This window comes from Chitinophaga eiseniae (assembly GCF_900167135.1).
GTDB lineage: Bacteria > Bacteroidota > Bacteroidia > Chitinophagales > Chitinophagaceae > Chitinophaga > Chitinophaga eiseniae.
The window spans coordinates 1,914,936-1,930,445 of record NZ_FUWZ01000001.1; the positions used below are offsets into that span (position 1 = coordinate 1,914,936).

General features: G+C 52.2%; 17 protein-coding genes. 11 read left to right on the forward strand and 6 right to left on the reverse strand.

Going from position 1 to position 15,510, the window contains the following annotated elements; genetic code table 11:
• The first annotated feature begins 2 nt into the window (after window positions 1–2).
• From B5D63_RS07985 to B5D63_RS08000, 4 genes are all read left to right on the forward strand, one after another.
• Complete coding sequence (locus B5D63_RS07985; protein ID WP_143312808.1) at window positions 3–491, forward strand: molybdopterin-dependent oxidoreductase; 489 nt, start codon at window positions 3–5, stop codon at window positions 489–491.
• Between the two features lie 116 nt (window positions 492–607).
• Entirely contained in the window at window positions 608–1,453 is an 846-nt protein-coding gene (locus tag B5D63_RS07990) for a hypothetical protein (RefSeq protein WP_143312809.1), read from the forward strand.
• A complete protein-coding gene (locus tag B5D63_RS07995) occupies window positions 1,450–1,635 on the forward strand; it encodes a hypothetical protein (RefSeq protein WP_078668185.1) in 186 nt (61 codons plus the stop codon). The genes B5D63_RS07990 and B5D63_RS07995 overlap by 4 nt, the downstream gene beginning before the upstream one ends.
• Before the next feature lie 157 nt (window positions 1,636–1,792).
• The gene (locus B5D63_RS08000) at window positions 1,793–2,263 is read left to right on the forward strand and encodes a cold-shock protein (RefSeq protein ID WP_078668186.1); all 471 of its coding nucleotides are present in this window, start codon (window positions 1,793–1,795) and stop codon (window positions 2,261–2,263) included.
• A gap of 185 nt (window positions 2,264–2,448) precedes the next feature.
• On the opposite strand, the gene B5D63_RS08005 is transcribed toward B5D63_RS08000, so the two are convergent.
• The gene (locus B5D63_RS08005) at window positions 2,449–3,267 is read right to left on the reverse strand and encodes a lysophospholipid acyltransferase family protein (protein ID WP_078668187.1); all 819 of its coding nucleotides are present in this window, start codon (window positions 3,265–3,267) and stop codon (window positions 2,449–2,451) included.
• 152 nt (window positions 3,268–3,419) lie between these two features.
• Between B5D63_RS08005 and B5D63_RS08010 the strand changes: the two genes are divergently transcribed.
• Entirely contained in the window at window positions 3,420–4,394 is a 975-nt protein-coding gene (locus B5D63_RS08010; protein ID WP_078668188.1) for a helix-turn-helix transcriptional regulator, read from the forward strand.
• On the opposite strand, the gene B5D63_RS08015 is transcribed toward B5D63_RS08010, so the two are convergent.
• Window positions 4,391–5,149, reverse strand: a complete 759-nt coding sequence (locus B5D63_RS08015; protein WP_078668189.1) for a hypothetical protein — start codon at window positions 5,147–5,149, stop codon at window positions 4,391–4,393. The two genes, B5D63_RS08010 and B5D63_RS08015, sit on opposite strands and share 4 nt — an antisense overlap.
• 108 nt (window positions 5,150–5,257) lie before the next feature.
• On the opposite strand from B5D63_RS08015, the gene B5D63_RS08020 reads away from it, so the two are divergent.
• Complete coding sequence (locus tag B5D63_RS08020) at window positions 5,258–6,154, forward strand: DUF4349 domain-containing protein (protein ID WP_159455934.1); 897 nt, start codon at window positions 5,258–5,260, stop codon at window positions 6,152–6,154.
• A gap of 9 nt (window positions 6,155–6,163) precedes the next feature.
• On the opposite strand, the gene B5D63_RS08025 is transcribed toward B5D63_RS08020, so the two are convergent.
• Together B5D63_RS08025 and B5D63_RS08030 are read right to left on the reverse strand one after the other, a co-directional pair.
• Window positions 6,164–8,482: a patatin-like phospholipase family protein gene (locus B5D63_RS08025; protein WP_078668191.1), complete on the reverse strand. Its 2,319-nt coding sequence runs from the start codon at window positions 8,480–8,482 to the stop codon at window positions 6,164–6,166.
• A gap of 91 nt (window positions 8,483–8,573) precedes the next feature.
• Window positions 8,574–9,029, reverse strand: a complete 456-nt coding sequence (locus tag B5D63_RS08030; protein WP_078668192.1) for a PA2169 family four-helix-bundle protein — start codon at window positions 9,027–9,029, stop codon at window positions 8,574–8,576.
• Window positions 9,030–9,109: 80 nt separating this feature from the next.
• Between B5D63_RS08030 and B5D63_RS08035 the strand changes: the two genes are divergently transcribed.
• Window positions 9,110–9,685, forward strand: a complete 576-nt coding sequence (locus tag B5D63_RS08035) for a hypothetical protein (protein ID WP_143312810.1) — start codon at window positions 9,110–9,112, stop codon at window positions 9,683–9,685.
• Here B5D63_RS08035 and B5D63_RS08040 read toward each other — a convergent pair.
• Together B5D63_RS08040 and B5D63_RS08045 are read right to left on the reverse strand one after the other, a co-directional pair.
• The gene (locus tag B5D63_RS08040) at window positions 9,645–10,442 is read right to left on the reverse strand and encodes an MBL fold metallo-hydrolase (protein WP_078668194.1); all 798 of its coding nucleotides are present in this window, start codon (window positions 10,440–10,442) and stop codon (window positions 9,645–9,647) included. The two genes, B5D63_RS08035 and B5D63_RS08040, sit on opposite strands and share 41 nt — an antisense overlap.
• 91 nt (window positions 10,443–10,533) lie before the next feature.
• Complete coding sequence (locus tag B5D63_RS08045; protein ID WP_078668195.1) at window positions 10,534–11,955, reverse strand: alkaline phosphatase; 1,422 nt, start codon at window positions 11,953–11,955, stop codon at window positions 10,534–10,536.
• A 92-nt stretch (window positions 11,956–12,047) separates the two neighbouring features.
• On the opposite strand from B5D63_RS08045, the gene lgt reads away from it, so the two are divergent.
• From lgt to xseB, 4 genes are read left to right on the forward strand one after another with little or no spacing between them, the layout of a single operon-like run.
• Window positions 12,048–12,893, forward strand: a complete 846-nt coding sequence (gene lgt, locus B5D63_RS08050) for a prolipoprotein diacylglyceryl transferase (protein WP_200816931.1) — start codon at window positions 12,048–12,050, stop codon at window positions 12,891–12,893.
• Complete coding sequence (locus tag B5D63_RS08055) at window positions 12,871–13,836, forward strand: CobW family GTP-binding protein (RefSeq protein WP_078668196.1); 966 nt, start codon at window positions 12,871–12,873, stop codon at window positions 13,834–13,836. The genes lgt and B5D63_RS08055 overlap by 23 nt, the downstream gene beginning before the upstream one ends.
• Window positions 13,837–13,883: 47 nt before the next feature.
• Complete coding sequence (gene xseA / locus B5D63_RS08060; protein WP_078668197.1) at window positions 13,884–15,323, forward strand: exodeoxyribonuclease VII large subunit; 1,440 nt, start codon at window positions 13,884–13,886, stop codon at window positions 15,321–15,323.
• A complete protein-coding gene (xseB, locus tag B5D63_RS08065; RefSeq protein WP_078668198.1) occupies window positions 15,298–15,510 on the forward strand; it encodes an exodeoxyribonuclease VII small subunit in 213 nt (70 codons plus the stop codon). The genes xseA and xseB overlap by 26 nt, the downstream gene beginning before the upstream one ends.

The window sequence follows — 15,510 nt, forward strand, 5'->3', positions numbered from 1 at the left end:
TGATGATAAAGAACTGTCTTATAACACTGCTGCTGATTACAGGAATGACTGCCATGGCGCAACAGCAGCCGGTAGTGAAAGTTTCCGGGGAGGTTGCCCGCCCGCTGGCGCTCTATCCTGAAACCCTGCGCCAGATGAAGCGCGCCACCGTTTCCCTCAAAGACCGCGATGGTAACGATCACGCCTATACAGGCGTACCGGTACAGGTCATCCTGGAACAGGCGGGCGTCACCACCGGTAAAACGTTAAGAGGGGAAAACCTCAGCAAATACCTGCTGGTGCGTTGTGCGGATGGCTATGAGGTGCTGTTCTCGCTGGCCGAGCTGGATAGCAGTTTTACCGACAGGGTTGTGATACTGGCGGATGAATCCGGCGGGCAGCCACTGCCTGCGGGGAAAGGGCCTTTCAGACTGGTGGTGCCAGGAGAGAAGAAGCCCGCGCGCAGCAGCTTCCAGGTAACGGAAATGATTATACGGTTTGCGAAGGATTGACGATACTTACTTTATCGGGACCGCGTCCTTTCTGCAGATAAGAAACACCCGGGATATTTAATAAAATGATGAAGTTCCCCGTTTTTCTTTTTAGGGAGATGTGTATCTTGCCCCCCATGTTAACACTCGATGACAGGGCCTGGCAATTCCTGAGCGGCCCGTACGGCATAGACGAAAGCCTGCCGGAAGCCATTGCCGGATTAAAAGCAGCTTATTCCAAAGAACTGCTGGACGATATTATCTGGGAAAGAATTTATCATCAGAATACGCTGTATGAAAATACGTTTGCAGCCATTCCTCACCTGCTGGAACTGGTGGTCGACAGTACCGATGCGGAGATGCAGCTCGATATGCTCTGCAACCTTGCCGTGCTGATTTCGGAGGATTACAATCCCCCGCTGCGGGATACCATCCCGGCAGAATACAGGGATAATACCAATGTCACACCCGGGCAGATACGCAGTATCTATAATGACTACCTGCTGGCTTTAGAGCAGCTGCCTGCGCTGTGTACGACCCTATTGCCTGTGGCCCGCGCCGGGTCGGAGGAAGACGATAAGACCTACTTTTTGGCGGCAATGGCCGTAGCCTACGGACAACGTGCTTTCGCCCGCGTCTTTATCCGGTATAACAGCGGGGAGGAGTATATCGCACATTGTGAAGCCTGTGGCACAGATACATTTATATGGCCCAAAGAAGACCGGCTGCTGTGTTTCCGGGAAGACCCGGCTTTTCACAAAGAGCAGGAGGCATTTCCCATCACGCCCCATCCTGACCCAACGCCCTCATGGGAGAGTACCACCATCACGGCGGCCAACAGCTATGCCTGGGGGTATCACGTCCTTTCACAGCTGGACATGCCCACCCTGAAGGACCACTGGCCTTACCTGTTCGGTACCGCCAGCTGCCCGGACTGCGGCGAGTCATGGAACGTTTTTGAAAGCATCCTCGCAGGGATGTGATCATTACTTTCGACCCGCCCGGGAAGGTATATCCTTTCAGGGATGTGATCACTACTTTCGACCCGCCCGGGAGGGTATATCCTTTCAGGGATGTGATCATTACTTTCGACCCGCCCGGGATGGTATATCCTTTCAGGGATGTGATCATTACTTTCGACCCGCCCGGCATGATATATGATTAAATTTTATGCGTTTTCCGGATTTACCGGCCGTCATGAAATGTATGCTGCCAGCGTCTTTGAGATATCGTGTGGTATATGTTTTTTTTGTATCTTCGAGGACGGTAAATGGGCCCTTTAAAAAACTGAACAGGGACCATCTTCCGGCAAATAAAAAATTATGAACAAATCAGAAAACTCCGGTAAAAAGGAAAATCTCAGTAAAAAAGAAGTCGAAAAAAGAAAACAGCAAAAACAAAGAGAAAAACAGGAGAAAAAAGAAGAAAGGCTGGCGAACAGTAAAAAAGGAAAGAGTTTGGAAGACATGATGGCCTACATCGATGAGGATGGTAATATTACCTCCACACCTCCGGACCCCAACAAAAAGAGAGAAGTTAACCTGGAAGACATTCAGATCGGTGTGGCGCGTAAGCAGGAAGAAGAACCTGCCAGCCTGATCCGGACCGGGGTGGTCACCTTCTTCAACGAATCCAAAGGCTACGGCTTCATTAAAGACCAGAGAACACAGGAAAGCATCTTTGTGCATGTGAATGGACTGCTGGACCGGGTACGGGAAAACTCCAGGGTCACTTTTGAGGTGGAGATGGGACACAAAGGTCCTAACGCTGTACGGGTGAAACTGACGAAATAAGTCTGTCTATCATATTTAAAAGCTGCTGCGTTCCGGCGGAGGTCTTGCCCCCGCCGGATGCCGGCAGCTTTTTTATTGCGGCCCCTCCTGGTGCTGTATCATCATCAGGTATAACAGCGCTGCCAGCATCAGCAGGACAGCCAGTCCGGCCGCAGCCAGACAGTAAAGTATTAAAAACAGTGTATTCATGACCGTAGGTTTGTTTTCCAGCGCCGGTGAGTCCACAGCCAGTAGGCGGGTGACTGGCAGATGTCCTGTTCCAGGCGGGCGTTAAAAATGCGTGTAATTTCTAAAGGTGCTTCGGTGGCCGGCTGATCGGTGATCAGCGAAAAGCACATCTCCCAGGAATGCCCCTCCTGCCTGCGGATAACAGCATACACCACCGCGGCGTCCACCGCTTTGGCCAGCCGCTCCGTACCCGTGATCACCGGCGTAGGCTGATGCAGGAAGTCCACCATATGTTTGCCCTGCGGCGGCGACTGGTCCGCCACAAAAACATAAGCCCCGGGCGGCAGTCTGCGCTGTAACAGGTACCGCGGCGCCTCTTCCATCGTCAGTAGCTGCAACCCGAAACGGGAGCGTATCCGCTTCATCAACCGGTCGAAAAAACGATTGCTCAGCGGTTTGAATACGCCATATACCGGACAGCGCAATAAGGCCGGCAACATCGATAAACACTCCCAGTTGCCGTAATGCCCCAGCATCACGATCACCGGCCGGCCCTGTGCCTGGTAATCCTCAATCAAAGACGCGTTATGCAATACCAGCCGCCGCCCGATGTGACGGCGCGGCATCGTCATCAGCAAGGGCATCTCTGCAAACAACCGGCTGAAATGACGGTAAAAATCAATCGCCGTCCGCCGGATCTCGCCGTAAGACTTCTCCGGAAACGAACGGGACAAATTCTGTATCACCTCCGCATAACGGTAACGCATCACCCTGTATAACAGGAAATAAATGATCCACGCAAACCCCGCGGGATGAGGGTTGGATTTTATACGCATTGGTTAAAAAAAAGTTAAAGCATCACCCGCGGACAGGGTAACTGCCCGCTGAAGTGTCGGTACCACGACCGCTGCACTATGCAAAATGACAGCAATTACAAAGGATAATGTTGCGGTAAACGGATTGACTTTTACGCTAAACGGATTTTTTTATGGCCAATACATTCAGAAACAACACCGGCGATGTGATATTTATAGATGAGAAAAGTATGCAGATGGAAGACCTGATGATGACCACAGACAGAAAGGCGCAAACCCCTTTCTGGGACATCAGCCTGCGGCAGCATTATTATGAAGGCATACATGTGGCGCAATGTACGATCAACGTACACCAGGATATTCATGTTGTCAGCGGAATGGACGCGCCAATTCCCGGAATGGTGTTCGTGCAGCAGGGAAAGATTACCGCCAAAGGCCATGATAGCTCACTTACACACCGCTTCGCAGAAGGACAGCATAACTTCTTTCGTAATCCCTATAACCCGCAGACAAGTGTTTTCTACCAGCAGCAGGACCTGCAGCTGCTGCTCGTGGGGTTCACGCCGGAACGCTTCCTGCAACTGGCGGAAGACGCCGGACCCTCTCTCTACCAGACTGCTAATAATATGGTGGCAGGAAAAGACTGGGAACAACTGGAAAACCTGCCCGTCACCCGGCAGATGCAGGCCGCCATCCATGATATCCATACCTGCCGCTTTCAGGGCAGGATGAAAGACCTGTATTTGCAAACCAAAGCGCTGGAATTATTATTGCTCCGTTTCGAACAACAGGAGCAACCGGAATGCCCTGCACCCAAAAAAATAAAACTATCTGATACGGATATACGAAAAATACATGCGGCAAGGGAATGCCTGCTGGCAGATATTCATCATCCGCCGTCACTGGGCCAGCTGGCACGGCTGACAGGCCTCAACGAGTTCAAACTGAAAGCGGGTTTCAGAAAGGTGTTTAATAACAGTGTGTTTGGTTATCTGAGAGAGCACCGTTTGGAGATGGCGCGGCAACTGCTGAAGAAAAAAGAGCTGTCTGTAACAGCGGTAGCTTATGAAACAGGTTATACAACAGTACAACATTTCAGCAAAGAATTCAGCAAACATTTCGGGGTAAGTCCCTCGCGGATGGACTAGTGTTTTAAGACAGCGCGGTATTTACCCTGCTGGAGTTCCCAGCGGAAATACCGGTCAAAAAAAGCTTTGCGCTCGCCGGCCGTCATACGGTCGTTGAGCTTTTCGCGCAACAACTGTTGCAGTGCAGCAGGAACTGCCTGGCTCGTAATACTGTTATCAGAAAGAGAAATGGTATTGATCAGGCAGGTGTCTTTGTCAAAGAAACCACTGACGGCCGCAATAGCGCGCTGGTCGGGCGCTACGTCATAAGCCACGGAAGATACCGGCATCCGGTAAGGATATTGTTTGTCTTCCGACAGATCGAAAATGGTGTTTTGAAAATATCCTTCCTCCGGAGAAAATGCTTTTTCATGTACCAGGTACCTGTCCTGTAATAATTGATAAGGCAGCTGGTTGCCGTTGTTGTAAAGAAACCAGTAGCGGGGTTTCCCCTGTTGTTCTTCTATCAGGTATACGGGGAAATTAAAAGTTTGTGCAATGTGCACCAGCAGCTTGCCGGGCAGGCTGTCTAACGGTTGCACGCTGATGTAGTAACCCGATTCGTTGGACCGGTTGGTGACATCGGCGGGGGAGATGTTGCGTCCCTTATAGCGGATACGGTAGTTGTAAAGTGTGTTTTTATTGCCCGTATCCCAGTTGTTGTACCGCTGCTTGCTGGTGATGACCGTAAAAGGCCCGTAGTCCCGCTGTTCACTGCAGGCGCCCAGCATCAGCAGACTTAAACTGATGGCGATAAGGTTAAAACTTTTTTTCATCAATGAAAGATAACTTTATTTATCTGTTTTTTTCCGGTTGTGATTTTTTTAACATTTCAGAAAGGTTACCTTTCCCCGGCTATGGGTATAAACGGAAAAATCACCCTTATGCGTATCCCAATCCGTTATTTAGTTATTCCCGCTTTTGCTCTTGCCGCCTGTGGCAACAACAAATCTGCCTACTATCATGAGAATGCCGCTCCGGCGGCCGAAAAAAATGCCGGCGATTATGTAGCTACCGCAGATTCCACGAATTTTTCCAATGAAATGTCCCGGTTAACTTCCGCATCCCGTAAACGTATACGCACGGCGGATGTACGATGCCGTGTAACAGACGTGTTCCGGGCTTCTACCCGCATGGAGCAGGTAGTGTCTTCGGTACAGGGCATTGTGGTGGAAAGTACGCTGAAGAACGAGTATGCAAAACAGTACGACCTTCCTTATACCAGCGACTCGCTGCGCCGCATGCAATTGTACACGCCCACGGCCAACCTCACACTGCGCGTGCCGGTGGCCAGCCTGGATTCCGTGGTGAACACCCTCACGGCTATGGCGGCGTTTATCGATCACCGCGCATTGACAGACCAGGATTATACGCTTGCGTACCTGGCCAATGCACTGAAGAATAAAAAGGCAGGTCACTCCGCGGGCACCATAACAACAAACAAAAATACGACTACACTGGACGTAGCGAAATACGAAGATCAACAGGAAGAAACAAAAATCGACAGAAGTATTTCCAACCTGAAACTTCTCGATGATGTGGCTTATGCTACCTTCACCGTGGAACTGTTCCAGTCGCAGGCTGCCAGCGTGGAAACAGTCATTAATCCGCATTACGTGTCCCGCGCCGGCTTTGGGGCGGAGCTGCGCACTGCTGTAGCAGGCGGCGCCAATATGCTGCGTGACCTGCTCCTGTTTTTTGTGAACATATGGCCGCTGATGATCATGGCGGTATTGGGCTGGTGGGGATACCGGCGTTATCGTAAAATGCTGATAAAATAGGAGTCCGTACTACCTGTTTTTCAGGCTGCTGATAAATTCGGTGAGCGCTGTATTGTTGGCCAGCCGTATGTTGATTCTCCGTATAGTCGTATCCGACATAAACCAGTTCATGGTATAGGAAGGTTCTCCTTTGGGGAACCTTTTTCTTAACGGGTCCTGCTGCCACTCCAGGCTGTCTTTGTACAAAGGTATCTGCACGTAGGAGGCTTTTTTGTAATAGTAGTCATTGATATCGCTGACATAGTGTGAAAGCCGTATATCGTTGACCGTAGTCTGCATGCCGTAGGCGCCGGCGATGGTCAGTATCGGTGCAAACAGATCATTTTTGATCGGCGCCACGGAGCGGAAATGTGCTTCGCCGGGAATAACAGGACTGTTGGTGATGTGCAGCACTTTGAAGTGCAGACGGCTGATCTGTTGATATAACAGGCTGCTGTCTCCATGCAAATGCCGGTCGTCTTCCCCTATGTTGATAATACCGCGGATGATTTCCTGGATAACGCCGGCGCCGGAATTATCGAAGTAACCGCCATCCACGAAGTATTGGTTCTGTATCCTGCCGGCAGGGCTTAGGTAGGGGAACCGTGCGCCCAATATGGCGCCGGAGGTAATTGTAATGTCGGAATCGTTCCGTAGTAAGCTGAGTACGTCCACGCGGTTGTTGAAGATGCCTGCATCCAGCTGGAGGTTGGTGACAACGCCGGGATTGCCGTCCTGCATACGGGTGGTGTTGATACACAGTACGGGTAGGAACACCGTGTCTGCCTGCATGGCCGGGAAGGACGACATGGCAGCGTCGAAGGGCACCCGGTACAGGGAATCCCCGGCGATGTCGGCACTGCGTTCGAACGACTCTTCCAGTGCAGCAGCGCGGTCAGCTGCCCGGGACGTGCGGATGATATACCGGAAAAAATCCGGTCCCAGCATCCGCGCAAAGGTGTAGCTGAAATAGTCCTGTTTCAGATAGGTCATGGCTGATTTAGCGTAGAGCGGCTGCTCATGGGTTCTGTCTCTCAGCATGGAAAAGAAGGTGGCTACACCTACGCCGCCGCCGGAAGTGCCTGACAGGCAGAAAACGTGGCGGGAAAAGCGGTCTTCCGGCAGCTGACGGATACTGGCGTCTTCTATCTCACCCAGTACCGCGGCGGTCCAATAGGCTGACCGGGAGGCGCCGCCGTTGGCCATCACAAAATACACGTCATAGGTGCTGTCGGCCATCACAGGACGGGTACGCAGCCATGCCCGCAGGTAGGTGTCCAACGATGGCCTGGCTTCATAGTGGTTACCGTTTTTGGCGGTGGTTAGTTTTACGTAATGCGTTTCCTTCAGCCCGAAAATCAGCGCGGTGACGATAAAAAGAACATGAAAGCTGATTCGGTAGCGGACAGACAAGGCGGTGACAATGTTGCCAAATAACAACAACATGCCGAATGCGAGCAACAGAAAGGGGAATGGTCCCAGCCGCCTCGCAAAACCGAGACTGTAAATAGCGGCCACATAGGTGACGAGCGCCGCGCAACCGATAAGGATAAACCAGCGGAAGAAACTCTTTTCTGTGCGCGGGATAAAAAAGTAGCTCATGATGCTGTCCAGCGGCGTATGCGTGAGCAGCAGGCTTTTCCGGGCGGAGATATCCAGTTCTACCCGCCGCAGATGGGTATACAGCAGGAACAGGGCGTGCAACAGCACCAGCAGCGCCAGTAACAAAAGAATACTGATGCGGGGTATAAAGCTGGTGGCGATCACGGTGGCCAGCCAGGAAATCAGCAGCACCATAAAGACCTTCCGGAAAGCCGGTTGCATCGACAGCCTGTTGAGCGGCCTGTTGAGAAAATACAGCAGCGTAAGCGCCGCAACAAAAATGATCCAGCTTACCGTGCTGCTCAGCGGATGGAACAATACCGGCGATTGCAACATGGCCAGTTCCAGTAACAGGAAACAACAATGCCCCAATACCCTCGGAAATTCATCGAGAAAAGGCTGGCTGACAGGAAAACGGTCATTATGGTCGTTGTAGGCCCTGGTGGCCGCGGCATCGGTGATCTGGGCTTCGTCCTTTACGTCGGCGATCAGCCGGGTGCGTTTGATGTAGGCGATGATCCTGGACGAATACCAGCTCACATACACCCAGAACCCAATGGCCAGGAAAAAAACGATCCGTTCACGATAGGTGTTTTCCGTATAGGCAACAATTACGTCTTTGCCCTGGTCCAGCGACCAGCAGATGAAAATGATCAGCAGGAGGAAGATAATCCCGGGAAAGAACAGCCAGATGGCTTTAAGCAGGTGCGCAGCCAGCCGGAGCAGGTTTTTCAGTAGTAGTAACATAACGGCTTCAATTTGGGATATGCTGCTACTAAGATAAAGAATCCCGCTGCTAAAGTATTGGCGTCAAAAGGATTAATATCGCAGAATGTGCCTATGCCTGTGCATCCCGCATCTTTTTTATCCTGTCATGTTCCGTTTTCAGGGTAGACCGCTGCCGGGTGAGCATTTCGCGCAGATAAGCCGGTAGGTAGTCTTCCTGTAAGGCCTGCGTATAGGCGCGCATAGCGGCATCTTCTTCCGTTTCACAGTCGGAAAGAATAGCATGACGGTCATGACCGGTGAATACGCTCTTCAGCTCCATCCAGGCGTGGTATAACTTCCCGCCGGTAGTCTTGCCTGTTTCCATCTCTCCGCCCAATCCCTGGACTTCTTTGCCCAATGCATTCCGCATGGTGCGGCTTTCATCGATCATATGCGTGAAAAGCTCCTGCAGATCGGCGTCTTTGCCTTTAATGTCCTTCAGCGCTTTTTCATATCCGGAAATACGGTCATTATTGATGCCGATGAGATCGTTGAGTGTTTCTACGGTGGCTGTGTTTGTATTCATAGCTGCAAGGTTTTATATCCAACCTTCCACTATAAACATGCCAGCGGATTTGTGTATCTTCGACGCTATTTTTAAGAAAAATGAGAAACTGTTTACATCTGTTGTTGTTATGCTGCGGCTGTCTGCTGTTAAGCGCCCCCACTTATGCCGGAGGTTTGTCTGCCTGGAATGAATCCACGCCCGGCGGCCATAAAATGGAATATGACGGGACCGCTCCCGCGATGGCTTTTTTCTACGGGGAAGGCTGTGATTCCACTAATAGCTCCCTGGCCCTGAAGACCTGGTATTTCTACAAAAATCAAATTATCGGAGAAGGAGAGGGCACGTTTTACGTGATCGATGAAGGACGTTGCGCGGTACAGCGTTTTACCAGCGAAACAGCTTTTAAGGAGTACCTGTCGGAGCGCCGGCTTACCCCCCGCCTCTGGAAGCGGACTTACCATCCCCTTAACATCTGGGACTACTGGGATGAATTGCTGTTCATGTCATTTTTTTTCAGCCCGGTATTGTTGCTGTTACTGATTGGCGATGTGGTGGTCCTGGTAGGGCTGGCACGCGGTAAAAAGCGGGCGGCCTGGAAATATGTTTACCTGGCGTCGTTGCCCCTGGTGTACATTATAGCGGGGCTGTTACAGCATTTTCCGCAAAGCTGGTAGCTTGTATCTGGAACACGGCTGTTTCCGCGTGGCGGGAAGCCACGATGATCTGTGTGCCGTTGGCGTGCTGGTCAAACAGCTGTTGCACCAGGTGAGGATTATTGTTGTCCTGCGACAGGTGGGAGAGCAGGAGGTGTGTCATGAACGAAGGGCGGTGCTGGGTGAATATCTCCAGCGCCTGCCGGTTGGACAGGTGCCCTTTTCCGCCACGGATACGGTTCTTCAGGTAGTAAGGGTACCGGCCCTGTTCCAGCATCTGCTCATCGTAGTTGGCTTCGAGGAAGGCGGCGTGGCATTGCCGGAAATGGCTTAGCACGTGCTCGCAGGGAGCGCCGATATCCGTAAAGATGCCGATGTTGATCTGATTACCGGAGACCATGAAACTATGCGGCTCCACGGCGTCGTGGTGTTTGGGAAAGGCGGTGACGGTAAGACCGCCTACCTGTACCGGTTGATACGCCAAAAACGGCATTACTCTTTGCAGGGCGAGGTTACCGCCGGCCAGTGTGCTCTGCGTGATATATACCGGTAACTGGTGTTTTTTCGCCAACACTGTTACTCCCCTGATGTGGTCCGAATGTTCGTGGGAGATGAAGATGGCTTTCACTTTCGTCATCGACAGCCCCAGGCGGGTCATCCGCTTTTCCGTTTCCCGGCAGGAGATACCTGCATCAATCAACACTGCTTCCTGCCCGTTACCGATATAATAACAGTTACCGTTGCTCCCCGAGTTCAATGACGTGATAAAAAGTGACATGCTGCCAAAGATAGAAATATTTGGCTATTTGGACATTTGGTTATTTCAATATTGTAGTATTCAGCGCATCAATAACCAAATGTCCAAATGCTCAGATGCCGGCTGCCTGCAGCATGAACCGGTGCAGGTCTGCATTTTTCACAAATGACGGCAGCATGGCGCTTCCAGGCCCGGTCATGGCCAGTTCCGCATAATCGGCCGTATGGTCCATGCCTCCCCAGCTGATGGCGGTGTGGGTGCTTTGAATGGCGGCCAGTTCTTTAAATGGCAGCTTACGGGGATTGTATAACCCTTCGCCGTCGGGACGGGTATAGTGCGTCAGCACGGCAGCCGCTTCCGCTGGCGTGATCACGATGCCCTGTGCATGTTCTATCCGTGCTATCAGCGCGGCGGGGGTAGTGTCACGCTGAATACCATTCAGTATCCAGTCATTGGTATGACGCATATGCTGCAGTTTATCGAAGCGGTCGTCGGTTTTGTCGCTGTAATACAGACCAGGATTGGCGTTGCCGTGGTCGGTAGTGATGATCACGAGCGTGTTTTTGTCTGCTTCCGCAAAGTCCAGCACTACTTTAATAGCGTCGTCGAAGGCCAGCTGATCGTACAGCAATGCGGCGGCATCGTTGGCATGGGCTGCCCAGTCGACTTTGCCGCCCTCCACCTGTAGCATAAACCCTTTCGGATGAAGTGACAGGCGACGGATAGCCTGGGTGGTCATTTCGGCGAGGGTTGGCAGCTGTTGCCGGAGCGTGGCGTCCTGTTCCCGGTCCAGCGCATAGGGAAGACCGTTTTCACAGAAGGCGCCGATGACCGGCACGGCAGGAGACAGGGGAAGCTGCAGCAGGGCGTCGCGGTTGTCTGCCACCGTGTAACCGTTGGTTTTATATTGTTGCAGCAGGTCCTGCTTATCTTTTCGGGTGCCGGGAAGGAAGTATTCCCGGCCGCCGCCCAGCATAACGTCAAACCGCAAAGGCAGATACTGTCGGGCAATTTCGGCCATATCGCCACGGTGACTGTTGTTGATACAGAACCCTGCCGGAGTGGCGTGCGTAATGGGCACGGAGGTGACGCAGCCGGTAGCTTTGCCGGCTTTTTTGAATTTTTGCAGGATAGGCGTGTAATGGGTGCCGTCTGCCCCTACATTCAGACTGCCATTAGGCACGCGTACACCGCCGCCCCAGGCGGAGCTGCCTGCCGCGGAGTCGGTGACGAGCGAACTGGCAGAGGCGGTGCTCATGAGCGCCCGGGCAGCTTTACCACTTTCATACAGCTGTAACCAGTGACTCTGTCGTCCTTCCTTGCGCTGCCGCAACAGGCTGGCCATGGTGAGCGTACCGTTGCTCATACCGTCGCTGACCATAAAGATAATGTTGCGCGCATGGCCCGTGCTGTCGCCATAGGCGTCAAGGTTATCATTGCGTTGTTGCGTCTGCCCTATGGCGCCTAACGGCCCTGCCAGCGCTGTTCCCAAGGCGCCAAGGGCGGTGTTCCTGAAAAAATCTCTCCTTTTCATATGTCGGTTTGTGGTGCACAAAAGTAATCGCTGCATAATAAATGCATCAATGTTGCAAATTAAGTTTGTGTAAACTTACTATATTTGCAACTATGTTGCAAAATGAAATGATGCTGTACCTGGTATGGGACCCATCGCCGGAGATATTCCACATCGGCGGTTTTGCCCTGCGCTACTATAGCATAGCCTTTATGGCCGCCTTTGTGCTGAGTTATGTGGTGATGCGGTATATGTTTGACCGGGAAGGAAAAAACAGGGAGTTGCCGGACCGCCTGCTGGTATACGTCGTTGTGGGCACCATTGTAGGCGCACGGCTGGGACACTGCCTGTTTTATGAATGGGATTATTTCCGGTATCATCCGGCAGAAATAGTGCTGCCGTTCCGGCGGGAGAACGGACACTTTAAGTGGACCGGCTACCAGGGCCTCGCCAGCCATGGTGGCGCCATCGGTATATTAACGGCGACAGCGCTGTTTGCCCGTCGCTATCATGTACCGCTGATATGGATGCTGGACAGGCTGTCCATCGTTATACCGCTGGCAGGCGCTTTTGTGCGGACAGGCAATTTCTTTAATGCGGAAATCATCGGTAAGCCCTCCCGGTTGCCGTGGGCGGTAGTCTTTGTGCGGGAAGACCTGTTGCCCCGCCACCCGGCGCAGCTCTATGAGGCGCTCTGCTACCTGCTGATCTTCGGCCTGCTCATCTTCCTGTATAAAAAAAACAAAGGAATACAAAAGCCGGGTTTTATCTTCGGCCTCCTGCTGATATTGGTGTTTGGCGCCCGTTTTTTGATCGAATTGCTGAAAGAAAACCAGGAGGCTTTTGAAAGTGCATACCTGCTCAATATGGGACAACTGCTGAGTTTACCGCTGATAGCGGCTGGCATTTATTTTATGAGATTTTACAACGATAGCCATGCAAAAAAAGAATCCGATTAACGTATATCTGCTCACCGGCTTCCTGGGTGCGGGCAAAACCACGCTGCTCAACGGGCTGCTGCAGCAGAGCCGCGACCGTCGCAATATCGTCATCGAAAACGAATTCGGTAAAGTGAACATCGATGCATCGCTGGTGGCGGCGCAGATAGAAAATATCTATGAGCTGACCAGCGGTTGCATCTGCTGCTCGCTCGATAACGAACTGCTGGAAGTGCTGGGAGGCATTCTAAGACTGGAAGAGCAGCCCGATCAGGTGTTTATAGAAACGACCGGCATCGCGGACGCCGGTAATATCATCGGTATGTTCAGCATTCCGGACGTGAAAGCCCGCTTCCGGCTGATGTCTACCGTCTGCGTGGCAGATGCGGAGAATGTGGAAACACGCCTTGAGCAAGTGACGGAAGTGGGTAAACAGCTCTCTTGCGCTGATGTGATCGTGCTGAACAAAACCAAAGATCTTCCGGTGCCGGAACAGCTACGGTTGCAGGCGTTGCTGGAAAATATCAATCCGCTGGCATACATCACCGCCACTGCCGACGGCCTGGTGGCCATGGCCGACCTGCAGCCGCAGGAACGCCGGATACCGGCGCCGGCAGCCCGTCTGTCAGCTGGAGATACCGCCTGCGCCATGCCGGTGGAGAAAACGCCCCACAAGATCAACACCGTACTGTTTGAATCACCTCAGCCGTTTGATCTGCAAATGCTGGCCTTTGTGCTTGAAATGAATTTTAACGTGTATACCGACCAGTTATACCGCATCAAAGGATATGTGGCCGTAAAAGATCAACCGGAGAAATATCTGGTACAGTCAACCGGCAACTACCTCAGCATTGTACCGGCCGGTACCTGGGGCGATACACCACCATCATCCACATTGGTGTTTATCGGCAAAGACCTGAAAAGCGCTACCATCGAACGTATTCTGCGTCCGGCACTGAAGTGAGCAGCGCTGCGGTATGCCGGCGCTTTTCCCTATCTTTACAGTCCACCATGACTGCATCTGAGACGATAAAATTGTCAGCGCTGACCGGCAGGATCCAACAGGTCCTCTCCAACGTATTTGGAGAAGAAACTTTTTGGGTGGTGGCCGACGTGACCAACCATGCATTTTATGCACAGAAAGGCTACCACTATTTCGACCTGGTGGAGAAAGACACGAACTCCAGCGCCATCGTGGCGAAAGTGGCTGCCGTGGCCTGGGGGAATGGCTCCATCCGTATCCGGGAATTTGAATACGTGACCGGTCAGCAGTTCAAAAACGATATACATGTGCTGGTGAAAGTGTCGGTCAACTATCACCAGGTGCATGGCCTGCAAATTACCTTGCTGGACATCGACACCAACTTCACCATCGGTATGCTGGAACAGCAGAAACAACAAACGCTGCTGCGCCTGCTGGCCGAATGTTCAGATTACATCTGTAAAGTGGGCGACCGCTATGTGACCCGCAACAATCAGCTGTCTTTCCGGGCCGTGATCCAGAAACTGGCGGTGATCACCTCTGGCAACTCTGCCGGCTTCCAGGACTTCCGGCATACGCTGGAACATAACCGTTTCGGATATGCTTTCCAGGTAGACACCTACTTCACCGTGGTGCAGGGAGAATCAAAAGCGGAACTGGTGCAACAACGCCTGATAGACGTCTATAACAGCGGCGTGCCTTACGATGCCGTGGTGATCATCCGTGGCGGCGGCGCACAAACAGACTTTCTTTTGTTTGATACCTTCCTGCTGGGAAGAGCCGTGGCTAAATTCCCTATCCCCATCATCACCGGTATCGGTCACCAGAAAAATGAAACCATCACAGACATGATGGCGCACAGTCCCGTGAAAACGCCTACCAAAGCGGCGGAACTGATCATTGCCCACAACAAGGCGTTTGAAGACGGCGTGTCGGATTTGCAGCATACCATCCTGATCAGGGCGCAACAGCTTTTTTCCAGCCACTACCAGGCGCTGTCTCAGCTGAATGCTACCGTCATCAATCAAACACGTACTGTCCTGCAGGGGCAGCGGGAAATGCTGCACGATTATCATAACGTAGTGTCGCACGGCTCCCGCTCCATGTTGCAGCATCACCAGCGTGAGTTGCTGACGCTGTCAGGCGCCATCCTGGCGAGGCCGCGGGTGGTGATCGCCGGCAAACAGAACGACTTGCAGAACATTACCGCCAACATCCGTTCGTTTAACCGCCTGTATATGCAGAACAGGCGCGGACAGCTGGCCCACTACGATACATTATTCAAACTTATGAGCCCTGTCAATATACTGAAGCGTGGTTTTGCCATAGTATATGCAGGCGATAAAATTATTAACAGCGCACTGCCTCTGGAGGCTGGCAGCCCTATCACCGTCCGGCTGCACGATGCTTCGCTGGAGGCAACCGTTACCGCTAAAACACCACATGATGAACCAGGAACTGACATATGAAGCAGCCTACACCGAACTACAGCAAATAGCGGAAGAAATAGAGAATGAAACCGTTTCGGTGGATATACTGGCTGAAAAAGTTAAACGGGCTTCCGTACTGATAGAGTTCTGCCAGCAGAAGCTGCGGGCCACGGAAGTGGAGGTCAATAATATCATCAAACAAATGGAAAACAAGCCGGGCGCCTGA

What these genes read in the sequence shown, in the direction of transcription:
- B5D63_RS07990 (WP_143312809.1), top strand. Translation starts at nt 608, where the DNA reads ATGTTAACACTCGATGACAGGGCCTGGCAATTCCTGAGCGGCCCGTAC.
- B5D63_RS08025 (WP_078668191.1), bottom strand. Translation starts at nt 8,482, where the DNA reads ATGTTACTACTACTGAAAAACCTGCTCCGGCTGGCTGCGCACCTGCTT.
- B5D63_RS08005 (WP_078668187.1), bottom strand. Translation starts at nt 3,267, where the DNA reads ATGCGTATAAAATCCAACCCTCATCCCGCGGGGTTTGCGTGGATCATT.
- B5D63_RS08040 (WP_078668194.1), bottom strand. Translation starts at nt 10,442, where the DNA reads ATGTCACTTTTTATCACGTCATTGAACTCGGGGAGCAACGGTAACTGT.
- xseB (WP_078668198.1), top strand. Translation starts at nt 15,298, where the DNA reads ATGATGAACCAGGAACTGACATATGAAGCAGCCTACACCGAACTACAG.
- B5D63_RS08035 (WP_143312810.1), top strand. Translation starts at nt 9,110, where the DNA reads ATGAGAAACTGTTTACATCTGTTGTTGTTATGCTGCGGCTGTCTGCTG.
- B5D63_RS08010 (WP_078668188.1), top strand. Translation starts at nt 3,420, where the DNA reads ATGGCCAATACATTCAGAAACAACACCGGCGATGTGATATTTATAGAT.
- B5D63_RS08020 (WP_159455934.1), top strand. Translation starts at nt 5,258, where the DNA reads ATGCGTATCCCAATCCGTTATTTAGTTATTCCCGCTTTTGCTCTTGCC.
- B5D63_RS07985 (WP_143312808.1), top strand. Translation starts at nt 3, where the DNA reads ATGATAAAGAACTGTCTTATAACACTGCTGCTGATTACAGGAATGACT.
- B5D63_RS08055 (WP_078668196.1), top strand. Translation starts at nt 12,871, where the DNA reads ATGCAAAAAAAGAATCCGATTAACGTATATCTGCTCACCGGCTTCCTG.
- B5D63_RS08015 (WP_078668189.1), bottom strand. Translation starts at nt 5,149, where the DNA reads ATGAAAAAAAGTTTTAACCTTATCGCCATCAGTTTAAGTCTGCTGATG.
- B5D63_RS08000 (WP_078668186.1), top strand. Translation starts at nt 1,793, where the DNA reads ATGAACAAATCAGAAAACTCCGGTAAAAAGGAAAATCTCAGTAAAAAA.
- B5D63_RS08030 (WP_078668192.1), bottom strand. Translation starts at nt 9,029, where the DNA reads ATGAATACAAACACAGCCACCGTAGAAACACTCAACGATCTCATCGGC.
- xseA (WP_078668197.1), top strand. Translation starts at nt 13,884, where the DNA reads ATGACTGCATCTGAGACGATAAAATTGTCAGCGCTGACCGGCAGGATC.
- B5D63_RS08045 (WP_078668195.1), bottom strand. Translation starts at nt 11,955, where the DNA reads ATGAAAAGGAGAGATTTTTTCAGGAACACCGCCCTTGGCGCCTTGGGA.
- lgt (WP_200816931.1), top strand. Translation starts at nt 12,048, where the DNA reads ATGTTGCAAAATGAAATGATGCTGTACCTGGTATGGGACCCATCGCCG.